Source organism: Sulfitobacter sp. PR48 (assembly GCF_028807335.1).
Taxonomy (GTDB): Bacteria; Pseudomonadota; Alphaproteobacteria; order Rhodobacterales; family Rhodobacteraceae; genus Sulfitobacter.
Window position 1 is genome coordinate 91,612 of the sequence record NZ_JARAMM010000004.1, and the last position, 16,379, is coordinate 107,990.

General features: G+C 63.6%; 16 protein-coding genes. 9 read left to right on the forward strand and 7 right to left on the reverse strand.

What is annotated here, in order from left to right:
* Positions 1-8: 8 nt before the first annotated feature.
* Both PVW51_RS06810 and PVW51_RS06815 read right to left on the reverse strand, forming a co-directional pair.
* Positions 9-2,057, reverse strand: coding sequence for a hydantoinase/oxoprolinase family protein (locus PVW51_RS06810; RefSeq protein WP_274574210.1), 2,049 nt, complete (start codon positions 2,055-2,057; stop codon positions 9-11).
* Positions 2,054-3,748 carry a hydantoinase B/oxoprolinase family protein gene (locus PVW51_RS06815; RefSeq protein WP_274574211.1) on the reverse strand — a complete coding sequence of 565 codons (1,695 nt, stop codon included), beginning with the start codon at positions 3,746-3,748 and terminating at the stop codon, positions 2,054-2,056. Before PVW51_RS06815 ends, PVW51_RS06810 begins: the two co-directional genes overlap by 4 nt.
* A gap of 238 nt (positions 3,749-3,986) precedes the next feature.
* Between PVW51_RS06815 and leuC the strand changes: the two genes are divergently transcribed.
* Together leuC and leuD are read left to right on the forward strand one after the other, a co-directional pair.
* Positions 3,987-5,390 (forward strand): 3-isopropylmalate dehydratase large subunit, encoded by a 1,404-nt coding sequence (gene leuC, locus PVW51_RS06820; protein WP_274574212.1) that lies wholly within the window; start codon positions 3,987-3,989, stop codon positions 5,388-5,390.
* Positions 5,390-5,995, forward strand: a complete 606-nt coding sequence (gene leuD, locus PVW51_RS06825; protein ID WP_274574213.1) for a 3-isopropylmalate dehydratase small subunit — start codon at positions 5,390-5,392, stop codon at positions 5,993-5,995. Before leuC ends, leuD begins: the two co-directional genes overlap by 1 nt.
* A 344-nt stretch (positions 5,996-6,339) precedes the next feature.
* Here the strand turns inward: leuD and PVW51_RS06830 are convergent, their stop codons facing one another.
* The 5 genes from PVW51_RS06830 to PVW51_RS06850 form a co-directional block, all read right to left on the reverse strand.
* Positions 6,340-7,602: a glycerate kinase type-2 family protein gene (locus tag PVW51_RS06830; RefSeq protein WP_274574214.1), complete on the reverse strand. Its 1,263-nt coding sequence runs from the start codon at positions 7,600-7,602 to the stop codon at positions 6,340-6,342.
* Between the two features lie 68 nt (positions 7,603-7,670).
* Positions 7,671-8,837: a nucleotide sugar dehydrogenase gene (locus PVW51_RS06835; protein ID WP_274574215.1), complete on the reverse strand. Its 1,167-nt coding sequence runs from the start codon at positions 8,835-8,837 to the stop codon at positions 7,671-7,673.
* A gap of 174 nt (positions 8,838-9,011) precedes the next feature.
* Positions 9,012-10,067 (reverse strand): YeeE/YedE family protein, encoded by a 1,056-nt coding sequence (locus tag PVW51_RS06840; RefSeq protein WP_274574216.1) that lies wholly within the window; start codon positions 10,065-10,067, stop codon positions 9,012-9,014.
* Positions 10,068-10,108: 41 nt separating this feature from the next.
* Entirely contained in the window at positions 10,109-10,444 is a 336-nt protein-coding gene (locus PVW51_RS06845) for an ArsR/SmtB family transcription factor (protein WP_269365657.1), read from the reverse strand.
* A 63-nt stretch (positions 10,445-10,507) separates the two neighbouring features.
* Positions 10,508-10,879: a hypothetical protein gene (locus tag PVW51_RS06850; RefSeq protein ID WP_274574218.1), complete on the reverse strand. Its 372-nt coding sequence runs from the start codon at positions 10,877-10,879 to the stop codon at positions 10,508-10,510.
* Between the two features lie 71 nt (positions 10,880-10,950).
* Between PVW51_RS06850 and PVW51_RS06855 the strand changes: the two genes are divergently transcribed.
* From PVW51_RS06855 to soxB, 7 genes are all read left to right on the forward strand, one after another.
* On the forward strand, positions 10,951-11,691 hold the full coding sequence (locus tag PVW51_RS06855; RefSeq protein ID WP_114275012.1) for a cytochrome c biogenesis CcdA family protein: 741 nt from the start codon (positions 10,951-10,953) through the stop codon (positions 11,689-11,691).
* 13 nt (positions 11,692-11,704) lie between these two features.
* On the forward strand, positions 11,705-12,265 hold the full coding sequence (locus PVW51_RS06860) for a thioredoxin family protein (RefSeq protein WP_269365661.1): 561 nt from the start codon (positions 11,705-11,707) through the stop codon (positions 12,263-12,265).
* A 123-nt stretch (positions 12,266-12,388) separates the two neighbouring features.
* Positions 12,389-12,862, forward strand: coding sequence for a sulfur oxidation c-type cytochrome SoxX (soxX, locus tag PVW51_RS06865; protein ID WP_269365662.1), 474 nt, complete (start codon positions 12,389-12,391; stop codon positions 12,860-12,862).
* A gap of 69 nt (positions 12,863-12,931) precedes the next feature.
* Positions 12,932-13,348, forward strand: coding sequence for a thiosulfate oxidation carrier protein SoxY (soxY, locus tag PVW51_RS06870; RefSeq protein ID WP_114275009.1), 417 nt, complete (start codon positions 12,932-12,934; stop codon positions 13,346-13,348).
* Between the two features lie 20 nt (positions 13,349-13,368).
* A complete protein-coding gene (gene soxZ, locus PVW51_RS06875) occupies positions 13,369-13,698 on the forward strand; it encodes a thiosulfate oxidation carrier complex protein SoxZ (protein ID WP_114275008.1) in 330 nt (109 codons plus the stop codon).
* Between the two features lie 27 nt (positions 13,699-13,725).
* Positions 13,726-14,577, forward strand: a complete 852-nt coding sequence (soxA, locus tag PVW51_RS06880) for a sulfur oxidation c-type cytochrome SoxA (RefSeq protein WP_274574220.1) — start codon at positions 13,726-13,728, stop codon at positions 14,575-14,577.
* A gap of 93 nt (positions 14,578-14,670) precedes the next feature.
* Positions 14,671-16,374 (forward strand): thiosulfohydrolase SoxB, encoded by a 1,704-nt coding sequence (soxB, locus tag PVW51_RS06885; protein ID WP_274574221.1) that lies wholly within the window; start codon positions 14,671-14,673, stop codon positions 16,372-16,374.
* Positions 16,375-16,379 lie beyond the last annotated feature (5 nt).

Consider the following 16,379-nt stretch of genomic DNA (forward strand, 5'->3'; position numbering starts at 1 on the left):
CGCCTTTGTCATCTGTCACCTGTGATGATGGTGTTGCCAAAGCGATCCACCCGGCCTTTCAGCCCCGGTTCGATCAGCACCGTGGTATCGGGTTGTTCCAGGATCGCGGGGCCTGTGATTTCGGCGCCGACAGGCAGGGCAAGCCGGTCGTAGATCGCCGTGTCGCGCCAGGTATCGCCGAAATGAACGCGGCGCGTGGCCCTGCGGGCAGGTATCCTGGTGCCCTTGGGGGCCAGCGTTTCCAGATCGAACTTTGGCCGGATGCCCGTGACGGCCGAGCGCAGGTTCAGGACGCGCCGCACGCCGTTCTTCAAGAGCCGCCCGAATGTCGCGGTATAGGCGGCGTCGAATGCGGCCTCGATCTGTGCCCTGGCAGGGGGCTGCACGATGCCATCGCCGACTGTTACTTCCAGCGGGACGGCAACCGTATGGGTCTGACCGATATAGGCCATGTCCAGTTCGAAGCTGACCTTTCGCGCCTCGAAGGTGGTTTGTGCCGCCCGCAGCAACGCCATGCCCCGGTCGACGTGATCCTGCATGAAACCGGTAAGCACCGCTGTATCCAGCTGATCGACCAGCGCGTTGATTGTCTGGACAAAGTCCTGCCGCATGTCCGCGATCACGCAGCCCATGGCGGATGTCACCCCCGGATACCGCGGCACGATGGCGCGGGCGATGCCGACCTCGGCCAGCATGGCACCCGCATGCAGCGCACCGCCGCCGCCAAAGGGCATGAAGGCAAAGCGTTTCGGGTCAAACCCGCGTTCGATGCTGACCAGGCGGATCGCCCCCGCCATGCGGCTGTTGGCGACGCGCAGGATCGCCTCTGCCGCCTGATGGGTGTCGAGCTTCAGCGGCGCGCCCACATGGGCATCGATGGCCCGTGCTGCCGCTTCCACATCCAGCCGTGTCAGCTTGCCGCCGATGGGATTGTCCGGGTCGATCCGGCCCAGCACCACATTGGCGTCGGTCACGGTGGGCCGGTCATTGCCCAGCCCATAGGCCACCGGTCCGGGATTTGACCCCGCGCTTTCGGGGCCGATGTTCAGCAGCCCGCCCTTGTCCACCCAGGCGATGGAGCCACCGCCGGCACCGATGGTGGTGATCTCGATCATCGGGGTACGTACCACCATGCCGAAGTCGATGGAGGTTTGCGGGGACAGCATGGATTGCCCGCCCGCAATCAGCGACACATCGAAGGATGTGCCGCCCATGTCGCCGGTGATCACATCGGGAAAGCCTGCGGTGGAGGCGATATGGCCCGCCGCAATCACCCCCGCCGCAGGCCCTGACAATGCGGTGCGCACCGGCACCTTGCAGGCGGTATCGACAGCCATCACCCCGCCATTGGACTGCACGATCATGAATTCACCGCCGAACCCGCCCTGCTTCAGCGCGGTTTCCAGCCGGTCGAGATAGCCCGAGACTTCCGGCTGCAGATAGGCGTTCAGCGCGGTGGTGGAGAAACGTTCGAACTCGCGGATTTCCGGCAGGATTTCCGAGGAGCAGGAGACATGTTCATTGGGCCAGATGGCACGCACGGCCTGAACCGCCAGCGCTTCGTTCGCGGGGTTGGCATAGGAATTGGCAAAGAGGATGGCGATGGCGGCGCAGCCCTGACCGGCAAGCGTGGTTGCCGCTGCGCGCACGGCGTCCAGATCGACGGGCGTGCGGATCGTGCCATCCGCCAGGGTGCGTTCCGGCACTTCCAGACGATACCGCCGGTCCACGACCGGTTCGAAATCACCGCGCAGGCCCCAGGTGCGGGGCCGGTCCCGGCGGCGCATTTCCAGCACGTCGCGCAGCCCCATGGTGGTGATCACGCCGATCTTCGCACCCTTGCGTTCCAGCAGGGCATTGGTGCCCGCCGTCGTGCCATGCACCACGACCGAAATATCGGAAAGGTCTTCCACCTGTTCGCCGATCCCGGTCAGGAAACCGCCCGATTGATCCGGGCGCGTGGTGGGAACCTTGGCGACCGCAGCGGTGCCGTCCGCTTCGTTCAGGACAAAGACATCCGTAAAGGTGCCGCCCACATCGACGCCGACGATCTTCATATGGTGACCTCCCGCCAGGCCAAACCATAGGCTTCATCCGCATGTTCGGCAGACATCAATCCGCGCGCCACGTCACGCGCCACGGCGGCGGCGGCACGGTCGGCGGCAGGGCCATAGCCGCCGCCGCCGGGTGTTTCCAGCCGCACCGATTGCCCCTGCCGCAGCTTGATGCCCCGCATCTTCGAGACCAGCGGCGGATGCGCGAAACCTTCGTCGGTCGCATAGGAGAACACGTTCAATGCCGCGTTCGCCCCGCCCGCGATCCCCTTGGGCGCGAACCGCCCGCGTTCACCAAACAGGAAGGCTTCCGCGCCATTCTCTTCCAGGACCTCAATTTCATAGATGGCCCCCAGCCCGCCGCGATGCTTGCCATCGCCTGCACTGTTCGGGCGCAGGGCCCATTGCCGGAACATCACGGGATAGACGCTTTCGAGGATCTCCAACGGCGGAATGGTGGCGGTGGAGATCGGCGCATTGCCGTGGTTCAGCCCGTCACCCTCCAGCGATGCGCCGTGCCCGCCGCCGTAAAAGCTGAACATGACCCAGGGCCGCCCGTCACTGCGCTTGCCCGCAATCGACAGCGCGTTGATCGTGCCATAGGCATTGGCGACGATCCGGTCCGGCGCCGCCTGTGCGGCAGCAGAGAATATCACGTCGATCATCCGCAGGATCGTCTCCGTATAGCCGCCGGTGGGCGCAGGAAACTGCGCGGCCAGCATCGACCCTTCCGGCACCCGCACCTCGATGGGGCGCATCACGCCCGCATTGGCGGGCAGCATCGGAAAGACATGTTTGATCGCCACATAGGCGGCAGCCACGGTGGTGGGCAGGGCGATGTTCACCGGCCCCGCGCATTGCGGGGCGGAGCCTGCAAAATCCAGCACCATTTCATCGCCCTTGATTTCCAGCGCGACCCGGATGGCCAGCGGTTCATCGGTGATACCGTCATTGTCGAGGTAATCCATGGCCTCCCAGCGGCCATCGGGCAGCCCCTCCAACTCGGCGCGCATCAGCGCCTCGGCCCGGTCGCCCAGGGCATCCAGTGCCGCGCGCACCGTGTCGGCGCCATAGGCGTCCAGCAGTTCATCCATCCGCCGGATGCCAAGATCCAGCGCGCCCAGCTGGCCGTTCAGATCGCCCATTGCCGATTGCGGCAGGCGGGTGTTGCGCAGCAGGATGTCGATGATGTCCTGGTTGATCTCGCCCGCGCGGGCCAGCTTGACCGGGGGCAGGTTGAAGGCCTCCTGAAACACATCCGTCGCCGCCGGGTTGTAATTGCCCGGCACCGCGCCCCCCACATCATGCCAATGCCCGACCGAGGCGAGGTAACAGAACAGCTTGCCATCGCGATAATAGGGCCGCACCAGCCGCATGTCGCTCAGATGTGTGCCGCCGATATGAGCATCGTTGAAAATATAGATGTCCCCGTCGGCCAGATCGCCATCGGCGGCGGCCTTGTCGATGACCGCCCTGACCGCAAATGCCATGACCCCGACAAAGATCGGCAGCCCGGATTTGCCCTGCACCAGCGTGTCACCCGTGGATGCGTGATAAAGGCCATGGCTGGCGTCATGCGCCTCTGCAATGATCGGGTTGAAGGCCGCGCGGAACAGGGTCGCGTCCATCTCATCGGCGATCTGTTCCATCCGTCCCGCCAGCACGGCGAGGGTGATCGGGTCAATCTCGGCCATGGCCTGCCTCTTGTCTTCTGCGCCCCCTGGCGATGTCATGGACCTTGCCGCGGCGGTGGCGCGGATTGACGGCAGGTCCGACGGGGCTGGCGTTCACCACAGCCGGAACTCCGTCGGTCAGGTGAATTTCGACAACCGGCACGACACCCCCTTCGGGTTACCATCTCCGCCGGACAGGGTGCTGCCGCGGCGGGACATTCTGTTGCATTTGGGCCTTGGGACATTTATGTGCATTTTCATGAAAAAGCCAAGCACCCTGCTGGACAAACTCTGGGGCGCGCATGAAATCCTGCGCCGCGAAGATGGCACTTCGCTGCTTTGGGTGGACCGGCATCTGGTGCATGAAGGGTCGCATCACGCCTTCGCGAAGCTGGCCGCGCGGGGACAGCCGGTGGCAGAGCCGCGCCTGACCTTTGCCGTCACCGACCATTATGCCCCGACCCGGCAGCGCGACAGGATCACGGCCCCCGACATCGCCCGCATGATTGAGACGCTGGAGGGCAACGCGCGCACCCATGGGCTGGAGATCTTCGGGCTGCGCGACCCGCGTCAGGGCATCGTGCATGTGATCGGGCCGGAACAGGGGCTGACCCTGCCGGGGCTGCAGATCAACTGCGGTGACAGCCACACATCGACCCACGGCGCCTTCGGCGCGCTGGCCTTTGGCATCGGAGCGACGGAAGTGGCCCATGTGCTGGCAACCCAGACAGTCTGGCAACGCAAACCGGCTGCCATGCGGATCACCTTTGAGGGGGCCTTGGCACCGGGGGTCACCGCCAAGGACATGGCGCTGGGCTGGATCGCCCGGCTGGGTGCCGGCGGGGCGCAGGGACATGCGGTGGAATACGCAGGCCCGGCGGTCGAAGCGCTGAGCATGGAAGGGCGCATGACCCTGTGCAACCTGTCGATCGAGGGCGGCGCCCGCTTTGGCATGGTGGCCCCCGACGCGGTGACATTCGCCTATATCAAGGGCCGCCCCTATGCGCCCGGGCCCGGCGATTGGGAGGCGGCCCTGACCGGCTGGCGTGCCCTGCGCACGGATGCGGGGGCGGATTTCGCCCGCGAGGTGGTCATTGACGCCGCCGAGATTGCGCCGACCCTGACCTGGGGCACCAGCCCCGAACAAGCCATCGGCATCGACGCGGTCCTGCCCGCGCCCGAAAGCCTTGGCGCAGGCAAGGCCGCAGCGGCGCGCGCCGCCTATGACTACATGGGGCTGACACCGGGGCAGCCGATCAAGGGCACGCCGGTGGATCAGGTCTTTCTCGGCTCTTGCACCAACGGGCGGATCGAGGACCTGCGCGCGGCGGCGGCGGTCCTGCGGGGCCGCAAGGCGCGGGTGCCGGGGCTGGTTTCACCCGGTTCGGCGCTGGTCAAGCAACAGGCGGAGGCCGAGGGGCTGGACAAGGTGTTCCGGGACGCAGGGCTGGAATGGGCTGCATCGGGCTGTTCGATGTGCGTCGGCATGAATGGGGATCTGGTGGCGCCGGGCAAGCGCTGCGCCTCATCGACCAACCGGAATTTCCGGGGGCGCCAGGGGCGCGGGGCGCGCACGCATCTGATGTCGCCCGCCATGGTCGCGGCGGCAGCGGTGACCGGCGCGCTGTCAGACGTGCGCGAAGTCACGCAGGAGAGGACCTGATGGCGGGATGGACCAGGCATGAGGGCAGGGCCGTCCATCTGCCGCAGGACAATGTGGACACCGACCAGTTGATCCCGGCGCGGTTCATGTCGACGCCCCGTGTGCAGGGCTATGGCGAATTCCTGCTGCATGACATGCGGCGGGATGCGGCAGGGGTGCTGCGCCCGGAGTTCCCCTTGAATGGGGTGGAGCCTGCCAGCATCCTGATCGCGGGCCGGAACTTTGGCACCGGTTCCTCGCGGGAGGCTGCGGTTTACGCCCTGGTCGACGCCGGATTCCGCGCCGTGATCGCGCCCGGCTTTGGCGATATCTTTGCCGCCAATGCGGTCAACAACGGCCTGTTGCCCGCAAGGCTGGAGGAGCGAGAGATTACGGCACTTGCGGGCGCATTGGGCGGCGGCGATGCACGCGTTTCCATCGACCTGGGCAATTGCGAAATCCACGCGGCGGGACAGGTCTTTGCCTTTGCGCTGGACGAGATGTGGCGGGAAAAGCTGATCCGGGGCTGGGATGACATCGACCTGACGCTGCAACATGCCGCGCAGATCAGGACGTACCGGGAGCGTCGGGTCGCGGATATGGCCTGGCTCTTGCCGGATGATTGAGGCCGGTCTGGCCGGACCGGCATCCCGCACCGGAACTTGCAGGTCAGGCAGCACCTGACACTCAGGGTGCGTGTCGAGGTGTGAACGTGCAGACCAGATGCAATCCAGATCGCCAGCAAGAGCGCCGCTCCTGACAAACGCCAAACCTGGCACAAATGAAGACATGTCATTTTTGACATGTCAAAAATGACATGTCTTCATTTGTGTTGATACTTGGCAAAAGCGGCAGATCGCAGTCCGCCCTAACCCCCGCGTCGCGCGAATCCACCGGGCCGCCGGGGTGATTCAAGGGTCCGGAAGCCGGTGCTGCCCGTCCCCGCCCAGGGGCGCGGGCGTTCCGGCCATCAGCCTCTGGGCGTTCCGATCAGGATGGCCCGAAAATCATTGACGTTGGTCCCCGTCGGCCCGGTCATGAACAACCCGTTTACCGCCTTGAGCGCCGAATAGGAATCGTCACGCTGCAGCGACTGCAACGGATCGAGACCCGCAGCACGGATCCGCGCCGCCGTTGTCCCGTCCACCCAGGCCCCCGCATTGTCTTCGGAGCCGTCGATCCCATCCGTATCGGCCGCAAGGGCGTGAAACCACGGCTCCCCCTCCAGCGCCAGGGCGAGGGAAAGCTGAAAGGCGCTGTTGCGTCCGCCCTTGCCCCTGTGGCGCAGCGTTACTGTCGTCTCTCCGCCCGACAGCAGGACCACCGGCGCAGGATAGGGCGTGCCTGCGGTTGCGGCCTGCCGCGCGAGGGCCGCATGGACCAGGGCCACCTCGCGGGCCTCCCCTTCGATCCGGTCGGACAGAACCCAGGGCGTCACGCCCTCGGCGCTGGCACGGCAGGCGGCGGCCTCAAGCGACTGCGCGGCAGAAGCGATGATCCTTGTCGTCACATCGGGGTGCGGTGCCGCCCCGTCTTCCGGCTGCTGGCGCAGATGATCCATGCAGGCCTGCGGCAGCGCCAGCCCCCGCGCCTCGATCAGGGCCGCGACCTCTGCCGCGCCTGGCCGTCCCGGCACCGTGGGTCCGGAGGCGACGGCACCGGGGTCGTCACCGGGCACATCGGACACGATCAGGTTGCAGATGCGCGCGCCCCCGGCCAGTTCCGCAAGCCGCCCGCCGTTGATCCCGCTGAACCGCTTGCGGATCGCATTCATGACCGAGATCGGCGCGCCTGATTCCAGCAGGGCGGCATTCAGTTCCTGCAGATCGGTCAGGGTCAGCCCCGCGGGCGGATCGGGCAACAGCGATGACCCTCCGCCGCAGATCAGCGCGATGACCAGATCATCCGGCCCCAGCCCGCTGACAGCCGATTTCAGCGCCTGTGCGGCCGCCAGCCCGGCGGCGTCCGGCACCGGATGCGCCGCTTCCATGACCCGGATGGTGTGACAGGGCGCGCCATAGCCGTAGCGGGTGACCACGACCCCTTCAAAGGGCGCATCCCACAGCCCCTCAAAGGCCTGCGCCAGCTGCGCCGCCCCCTTGCCGGCACCGATCACCACGGTGCGGCCGCGTGGCGCTTCCGGCAGATTGCTGCCCAGGGCATTCAGCGGATCGGCGGCAGCAACCGCCGCGTCGAACAGCCCGGACAGGAAGGCGCGGTGATTGTCTGCCATGGTCCCTCGTCAGTTTGAATGGCGCTACCTGCCACGGGCGCTGCCGGTCCCGCAACGCCTGTTGGGTCTCAGCTCAGGCCAAAGATGTCCCGGGTAAAGACCTTGTCTTCCACATCGGAAAGATCATCGGACGCCCGGTTGGCCACGATCACGTCGCTTTGCTGCTTGAAGGTTTCCAGGTCGCGCACAACCGTGCAGTTGAGAAAGCTCTCCTGCGCGTAGGCCGGTTCGTAGATGACCACCTTGATCCCCTCGGCCAGGATGCGACGGATCACGCCCTGCACGGAACTTTGCCGGAAATTGTCCGACCCGGCCTTCATCACCAGACGGTGAATCCCCACCACCTGAGGTTTGCGCGCCAGGACCCGTTCGGCGATGAAATCCTTGCGGGTGCGGTTCGCATCCACCACCGCGCGCATCAGGTTCTGCGGCACCGCCGAGAAATTGGCGAGCAACTGCTTGGTATCTTTGGGCAGGCAATAGCCGCCATAGCCGAAGGAGGGGTTGTTGTAATGGGTGCCGATGCGCGGATCGAGGCCGACACCTTCGATGATTTCACGCGCGTTCATGTCTTCGGCCAGGGCATAGCTGTCCAGCTCGTTGAAGAAAGCCACCCTCAGCGCCAGGTAGGTATTGGCAAAAAGCTTGATCGATTCCGCCTCTGCCGGTCCGGTGTAAAGCACCGGCACATCCTTGGCCAAGGCCCCCTGCACCAGCAAATCGGCAAAGACCTTTGCCTCTTCCCGGCGCGACCCGACCACGATCCGCGAGGGATAGAGGTTGTCATGCAGCGCCTGACCCTCGCGCAGGAATTCGGGACAAAAGATGATGTCCTCGCTCCCGAACAGTTTGCGCACCCGGTCGGTAAAGCCGACGGGCACGGTCGATTTGACCACGATGGTCGCGGTCGGATTGACCTCAAGCGCCAGTTTGATCACCGCTTCCACCGAGGAGGTATTGAAGAAGTTGGTTTCGGGGTCGTAATCCGTCGGCGTCGCGATCACGATGAAACGCGCTTCCCGGCAGGCGGCCGCGCCGTCGATGGTGGCCGTCAGGTCCAGTTCCTTCGTGGCCAGCCATTGTTCCAGTTCCACATCTTCGATCGGCGAGGTCCGGGCATTCAATTGCGCCACGCGCTCCGCCGACAAATCCACCGCCGTGACAGTGTTGTGCTGGGCCAGCAGGACTGCGTTCGACAAACCCACGTACCCAATTCCAAAAACAGCAATTTTCATTAATTTTCTTCCAATTAATACCGCGCGAACTACTCCCATATTCGGTCCGCGCTGGCAATATCCGGTGATCCGATCCGGGCCCGACGGTGGCTTTTTGCGCAAAGCAGGTTATGAATGGTCAAGGTGTGATCACGAAGGTAGAGGTTGGCGGCCCCGGTGCAGCAGGCCAGCGGCCTAGACTCCCGGCGCGAATCCCAGGATCAGCTGGCGCAATCCAACCGCGGCACCGGCCATGATGCAGGCCAATGTCAGCGGCGCGCTGTAGGCCAGTACCGAAAATGCGGAAAGCCCCTGGCCCACGCTGCAGCCGACGGTGATCACGGCGCCGAACCCCATCAGCGCGGCCCCCAGGATCTGACGGCCCAGCTCGCGCGGGTCGTCACAGGCCTCCCAGCGGAAATGACCCTTGAAAAGACTGCCCGCAAAGGCGCCCAGCAGCACCCCCAGGACCGACCCGGTGCCAAAGCTGATGGTATTGCCCGAAGAGGTCATCGCGTAAAGCATGGTTTCCCCCAGAGGTGCTGAGAACGTATGGCTCACAACCGGCGTGGCATCAAAACCGACATTGGCCACCCATTGTGTGCCTGCCCATCCCGAAACGATCGCGAGACCGACAACCGCCCCCCAGAACACATGCGCATAGGCCCGGCGCATCGGCCTGTGCAAAAGCGTGAGCAGCAGGATCAGCGCCCCGATCAACATGCCCGTGGCATGAACCGGCAGGCCGGTCAGGGCTGACAGCGCATCTGCAAACCCCGGCATCGGGCCGGGGGTGTCGGCGGCATCGAACAGCCACAGCCGCAATCCCGACAGCGGACCGCCCAGGGTCATATAGGCCGCCAACCCCATCACCAGCACGATGACGAAAGAGCGCAGATCACCGCCGCCCAGACGGGCCAGCGCCCCATAGCCGCAGTTCCCCGCCAGCGCCATGCCATAGCCAAAGGTCAGTCCGCCGACCACACAGGCGAGCGGGGTCCAGCCGCGCCCAAGATAGAGGGTCTGCCCGAGGTCGAGCAGCCCCGATGCCGCCAGCCCGAAGGTGCCCATCACCGCCACCCCGATGGCAACGCCCCACATGCGCAGCCGCAGGCTGGAGTTGCCGTAATAGATGTCTTCGATGGCGCCCAGCGTGCAAAACCTTCCGATCCGCGCGGCAAGGCCCAGCAACAGGCCGCCAAGCCCGCCGATCAGCGCAACCGCCTGCGGCTCTGTCAGATAATTCAGCACGTGACCGCTCCCTTCACGCATTGGATATCGAAAAGGCTCAGTTATTTCTCCTGGCAGAACAGGTCATAGACCACTTCCATGATTTTCCGCGGGCGGTCGTCGGCGAGGCTGTAATAGATCGTCTTGCCATCGCGCCGGGGGGTGACCAGCCCTTCCAGCCGCAGCCGGGACAATTGCTGCGATACTGCGGCCTGTCGGGCAGACAGCAATTCTTCCAGCTCGGTCACTGATTTCTCTCCGGTGGTGAGATGGCACAGGATCATCAGCCGCCCTTCGTGGCTGATCGCCTTGAGAAAATTGGAGGCCTGCACCGCGCTGGCGGCCATCCTGTCCATATCTTCCGCACACATGTCGTCGTGAAAAACCGGCAACCCCATCAACCTGCTTCCTTCGTTGTTTCGGACCGGACAGCGCCTGCATGGGCGCGGCCAGTCGGACCGTCAGTTCATTTTGATCCCGGGATCGGCGCGGGTGATCATTGCACCCAGCAAACCCCAAAAGAAATCTTCGCCCGGATAGCCTTCGATCCGCGACAATTCGCGCCCGTCCTCGACCAGGACAAAGGTCGGCGTGAAGCGCAGCGGACCTGTGAAGGCAAGGTCCGTCGGCACCGGCGTATCAATGTCATAGCGCCGCAACGGGGCGGCGCGCCCCTCGGCTGTCTTGGGGTACTTGGGCGCGATTTCGCGGTCCCACCTGGCACACCAGATGCAGCCCTTTTCCTCGACCATCACAAGCGCAAGCTCCGCAGAGGCGACCTGCACCCATCCGGCGACAACAAAGGCAGGCAGTAACAGCGCGCGCAGCAACATGTCGGTTTGACCTTTCCGTTAAATAACACTTAATATGAATATGTGAATTACTCAAGCACGGACCCCGGAACATGATGGATATCACCCTCGCTGGCGCGCTGATTGCCGGATTATTGTCCTTTCTGTCGCCCTGTATCCTTCCGATCGTGCCGTTTTACCTCAGCTACCTGGCCGGCGTGGGCATGAACCAGATATCGGCGGATGCTCCCGTAGACAGCGCGGTGCGGCGGCGCGCGGTGCTGGCGGCCTGCATGTTCGCGGCAGGGGTGATCACGATCTTCATGGGGCTGGGGGCGGCGGCCACGGCATTCGGCCAGATCGTGCGCGAATATTTCGATATCCTGCGCTGGATCGCGGCGGCGATCATCATCGCGATGGGGCTGCATTTCCTGGGCGTGATCCGGATCGGCCTGCTTTACAGACAATTCCGCGCCGATGCGGGCGATACCTCCAACGTCAGCCTGCTGGGGGCCTATGTCATCGGTCTGGCCTTCGCCTTTGGCTGGACACCCTGCGTGGGGCCGGTGCTGGCGGCGATCCTGTTCACCGCAGCCGGGGCAGATACCGCGGGCAGCGGCGCGCTGCTGCTGTTCGTCTACGGGCTGGGCATGACCGCGCCCTTTGTCCTCGCCGCGCTGTTCATCGGCCCGTTCATGCGCTGGATGGCCCGGTTCCGCCGCCACCTTGGCCTGATCGAAAAGCTCATGGGTGTGATGCTGATCCTGTTCGGGATATTGATAGCCACAAACACCATCAACTATATCGCGCAATGGATGCTGGAGATCGCGCCGGACATCGGCACGTTGCGCTAAGCGGAGGAACGACATGCGACCAATCGCACTGGCCCTTGCGGCCCTGATCACAATGACACAGGCGGCCCTCGCGGACCTGGGCGACGACGGGCTGCACAAGGCCCCCTGGATGCGCGATACCTTCAAGGACCTGTCGGAGGATCTGGCCGAGGCCAACAGCGAAGGCAAGCGCATGGCGATCATGGTCGAACAGCGCGGCTGCATCTATTGCAGCAAGATGCACGAAGAAGTCTATCCGATCCCCGAAATCGCCGATTACATCGAAGAGAACTTCTTTGTCGTGCAGATCAACATGTTCGGCGACATCGAAGTGACCGATTTCGATGGTGAAGCCCTGCCCGAAAAGGAGATGGTGCGCAAATGGGGTGTCCTGTTCACCCCCACCGTGCTTTTCATGCCCGAAACGGTGGCGGAGGATGCCACGGCGGCGCAGGCCGCTGTGACAGTCATGCCTGGGGCCTTTGGGCGTCATACCACCTTCAACATGTTCAACTGGGTGGTCGAAAAGGGCTATGACGGCGACGAGAGCTTTCAGAAATATCACGCCCGCAAATTTGCCGAGCAAAGCCAATAGGCTGGGAACAAAGGGGTTTTGAGGATCAAAACCTATATTCATTCGATTTTTTGAATTTGTTGTTGCCTGTTCACAAAGCTGTGGGCTACGTTAAGGCAAAAGCCGAAGGGCGAGGGAGGAACCATGAAAATTCTAGGAACAGCTGCGGGCATCGCGGCCTTGCTGGCATCCGTGGCGGTGGCGGAAATCATCGAGCCGACCAATGTCAGCTTTGAGGACGGGGCCATTGCCACATCCCTGACAGGAACGCCCGGCGACCCTGCCGAGGGGCGCGATATCGTTGGTAACAAGAAAAAGGGCAATTGCGTTGCCTGCCATCAGGTCAGCGATCTGGCTGAGATCCCCTTCCACGGTGAAATCGGGCCGATGCTGGACGGGGCCGGCGACCGCTGGAGCGAGGCAGAGCTGCGCGGCATCGTCGCCAATGCCAAGGTGATGTTCGAGGACAGCATGATGCCCTCCTTCTACAAGACCGAAGGATTTATCCGTCCGGGCAATGCCTATACGGGGGAGGCGGCGGATGACACCTTTGGTCCCATCCTGACCGCCCAGCAGATCGAAGATGTCGTCGCCTACCTCGCGACGCTCAAGGATTGAGCCGCACGACAGGCGGCACGCTCACGGAACGAACCGCGCCCGGCGCGGCCTGAACGATAGGAGATCGGAATGGAATTTACACGACGCAACGCGCTGGCGGTCGGGGCAGGGGCCCTTGTCCTTGCCGGGCTGCCCATCAGGGGTTTCGCCAAGGGCGAAGAGGAAATCGCGGCCTTCACCGGTGGTGCCGATCTGGGCGAAGGCGGCATTGAACTGACCGCGCCCGAAATCGCGGAAAACGGCAATACCGTGCCAATCGAAGTCTCTGCCGAAGGCGCGACAGAGATCATGGTGCTGGCAATGGGCAACCCGACCCCGCCCGTGGCCACCTTCAAATTCGGCAAGCTGGCCGCATCCCAGCAGGCCTCAACCCGCATTCGCCTCGCCGGGACGCAGGAGGTTGTCGCCATCGCCAAGATGGCCGATGGGTCCTTCGCCAAGGCGTCGAAAACGGTCAAGGTCACAATTGGCGGCTGCGGCGGCTAAGGCATTCAAGGAGAATTATCATGGCATCAGGTGTAAAACCGCGCGTCAAAGTCCCGAAAAAAGCGGCTGCCGGAGAGGCGATCACGATCAAGACCTTGATCAGCCACCAGATGGAAAGCGGCCAGCGCAAGGATGATGACGGCAACGCCATTCCGCGTTCGATCATCAACCGCTTTGTCTGCGACTTCAACGGTGAGAACGTGATCGACGTCAAGATGGAGCCGGCGATTTCCACGAACCCCTACTTCGAATTCGAGGCCATCGTGCCGGAAGAAGGTGAGTTCAAGTTCACCTGGTATGACGACGACGGTTCGGTCTACGAGGAAACCAAGGCCATCGCGATCGGCTGAACGACACGTTTCAGGGAGGGACGGATAATGAAAAGACTGGCAAAAATGGCCGGCGTGGGTGCGCTGATCGCAATGGGAATGTCGGCGCAGGCCGACCCGGTTGACGATACGCTGATCCTCAACGATGAAACGGAAATGGTGACGCGCACGGCGGCACCCGCCCATCTTTCGGACAGGTTTGACGAGATCCTGTCGGGATGGCTGTTCCGGGGTGACGAAACCCGGATCATGCAGGCCGACGATTTCGACAATCCCGGCATGATCTTTGTCGAACAGGCGCTTGAAGCCTGGGAGACAGCGGACGGCACCGAAGGCAAGTCCTGTTCCTCCTGCCACAATGACATCGAAAGCATGGCAGGCGTCAAGGCGACCTATCCGAAATGGAACGAGGCCGCGGGCGAGGTGCGCACGCTGCAGATGCAGGTCAATGACTGCCGCACCAACCGGATGGGCGCGGAAGCCTGGAAATACGACAAGGGCGACGCGATCAACATGGAAGCGGCGCTTGCATCCGTGTCGCGCGGCCTGCCGGTCAACGTGGCCATCGACGGTCCGGCGCAATCCACCTGGGAACAGGGCAGGGAGCTGTACTACACCCGCACTGGCCAGCTGGAACTGTCCTGCGCCAATTGCCATGAGGACAACTTCGGCCGGATGATCCGCGCCGACCACCTCAGCCAGGGCCAGATCAACGGTTTTCCGGTCTACCGCCTGAAGAACACCAAGCTGAACGGATCGCATTCCCGCTTCAAGGGCTGTATCCGCGACACCCGCGCGGAAACCTATGCGCCGGGCAGCCCGGAATTCGTGGCACTTGAGCTTTACGTGGCCTCGCGGGGCAATGGCCTTTCGGTCGAAGGCCCCTCTGTCCGCAACTGAAAACTGAAGACCCCCGTGTGCCGCGCCGCACGGGGTTTTTCGCCCCAGACAAATTCATAGATGCGCATATATATCTGCATGAAGGAGCCCCCCATGATTTCGCGTCGCGACTTCCTACAGACTTCCATGGCTGCGGCGTCGATCTATGGCGCTTCCGGCTTTGGCAACTGGTCCCGGCTGGCCGCCCAGCAATTGCTGACGCAGGACAGGCTGCTGGAGTTCGATACCTTCGGCAATGTGTCGCTGATCCACGTCACGGACATCCACGCGCAGCTCAAACCACTCTATTTCCGGGAACCGGAGGTCAATATCGGCGTGGGCGGCAACAAGGGGGCCGTGCCCCATGTCACCGGCGCCGATTTCCGCAGACTCTATGGCATCGACGATGGCAGCCCTTCGGCCTATGCGCTGACCTGTGATGACTTCGCAGCACTCGGGCGGGCATATGGGCGGGTCGGCGGGCTGGACCGTGTGGCGACCGTGGTCAATGCCATCCGCGCCGACCGCCCCGATGCGCTGCTGCTGGATGGCGGCGATACCTGGCACGGCAGCTACACCTGTTATCAGACCGAAGGCCAGGACATGGTCAACGTCATGAACGCGCTGAAACCCGATGCGATGACCTTCCACTGGGAATTCACCCTGGGTGCCGACCGCGTGGCCGAGATTGTCGAGGGGCTGCCCTTTGCCGCCCTGGGCCAGAACATCTTTGACGCCGAATGGGACGAACCGGCCGAATTGTTCCCGCCCTACAAGTTCTTTGAGCGCGGCGGTGTGAAGATCGCCGTGATCGGCCAGGCCTTTCCCTATATGCCCATCGCCAACCCCGGCTGGATGTTCCCGGAATACTCCTTTGGGATCCGCGACGAACGCATGCAGGAAATGGTGGACGAGGTCCGCGCCGAAGGGGCCGAACTGGTGGTCTGCCTGTCGCATAACGGGTTCGACGTGGACAAGCAGATGGCGGGCAAGGTCACCGGCATCGACGTGATCCTGTCGGGCCACACCCATGACGCCCTGCCCGAACCGGTCCTTGTGGGGGAGACGATCATCATCGCCTCCGGTTCCAACGGCAAATTCGTGTCCCGCGTCGATCTGGATGTGCGCGACGGGCGCATGATGGGCTTCCGCCACAAGCTGATCCCGATCTTTTCCGACGTGATCACCCCGGATGCGCCCATGACCGCATTGATCGACGAACAGCGCGCGCCCTATCTGGACGCAATGTCAGAGGTGATCGGGCAAACGGCAGAGGATCAGACCCTCTACCGGCGCGGCAATTTCAACGGCACCTGGGACGATCTGATCTGCGATGCGCTCCTGTCCGAACGCGAGGCCGAAATCGCGCTCAGCCCCGGCGTGCGCTGGGGCCCGTCGATCCTGCCCGGGCAGGACATCACCCGCGAGGACATCTGGAACGTGACCTCGATGACCTATCCGCAGGCCTATCGCACCGAAATGACCGGCGAATTCCTGCATGTGGTGCTGGAAGACGTGGCCGACAACCTGTTCAATCCCGATCCCTATTACCAGCAGGGCGGCGACATGGTCCGTACCGGCGGGCTGGGCTACCGCATCGACGTGACCAAACCGCAGGGCGAACGGATCACCGAAATGACCCTCCTGAAAACCGGAGAGTTGATCGACCCGGCCAGGACCTATCAGGTCGCCGGCTGGGCCTCTGTCAACGAAGGCACCGAAGGCCCGCCGATCTGGGATGTGGTCGAGGCGCATATCGCCAAACAGGGCACCATCAGTCTGAACCCGAATACCAGCGTGACCGTCGCAGGCACGTAACCCTT

What these genes read in the sequence shown, in the direction of transcription:
- PVW51_RS06810 (WP_274574210.1), bottom strand. Translation starts at nt 2,057, where the DNA reads ATGAAGATCGTCGGCGTCGATGTGGGCGGCACCTTTACGGATGTCTTT.
- PVW51_RS06815 (WP_274574211.1), bottom strand. Translation starts at nt 3,748, where the DNA reads ATGGCCGAGATTGACCCGATCACCCTCGCCGTGCTGGCGGGACGGATG.
- leuC (WP_274574212.1), top strand. Translation starts at nt 3,987, where the DNA reads ATGAAAAAGCCAAGCACCCTGCTGGACAAACTCTGGGGCGCGCATGAA.
- leuD (WP_274574213.1), top strand. Translation starts at nt 5,390, where the DNA reads ATGGCGGGATGGACCAGGCATGAGGGCAGGGCCGTCCATCTGCCGCAG.
- PVW51_RS06830 (WP_274574214.1), bottom strand. Translation starts at nt 7,602, where the DNA reads ATGGCAGACAATCACCGCGCCTTCCTGTCCGGGCTGTTCGACGCGGCG.
- PVW51_RS06835 (WP_274574215.1), bottom strand. Translation starts at nt 8,837, where the DNA reads ATGAAAATTGCTGTTTTTGGAATTGGGTACGTGGGTTTGTCGAACGCA.
- PVW51_RS06845 (WP_269365657.1), bottom strand. Translation starts at nt 10,444, where the DNA reads ATGGGGTTGCCGGTTTTTCACGACGACATGTGTGCGGAAGATATGGAC.
- PVW51_RS06850 (WP_274574218.1), bottom strand. Translation starts at nt 10,879, where the DNA reads ATGTTGCTGCGCGCGCTGTTACTGCCTGCCTTTGTTGTCGCCGGATGG.
- PVW51_RS06855 (WP_114275012.1), top strand. Translation starts at nt 10,951, where the DNA reads ATGATGGATATCACCCTCGCTGGCGCGCTGATTGCCGGATTATTGTCC.
- PVW51_RS06860 (WP_269365661.1), top strand. Translation starts at nt 11,705, where the DNA reads ATGCGACCAATCGCACTGGCCCTTGCGGCCCTGATCACAATGACACAG.
- soxX (WP_269365662.1), top strand. Translation starts at nt 12,389, where the DNA reads ATGAAAATTCTAGGAACAGCTGCGGGCATCGCGGCCTTGCTGGCATCC.
- soxY (WP_114275009.1), top strand. Translation starts at nt 12,932, where the DNA reads ATGGAATTTACACGACGCAACGCGCTGGCGGTCGGGGCAGGGGCCCTT.
- soxZ (WP_114275008.1), top strand. Translation starts at nt 13,369, where the DNA reads ATGGCATCAGGTGTAAAACCGCGCGTCAAAGTCCCGAAAAAAGCGGCT.
- soxA (WP_274574220.1), top strand. Translation starts at nt 13,726, where the DNA reads ATGAAAAGACTGGCAAAAATGGCCGGCGTGGGTGCGCTGATCGCAATG.
- soxB (WP_274574221.1), top strand. Translation starts at nt 14,671, where the DNA reads ATGATTTCGCGTCGCGACTTCCTACAGACTTCCATGGCTGCGGCGTCG.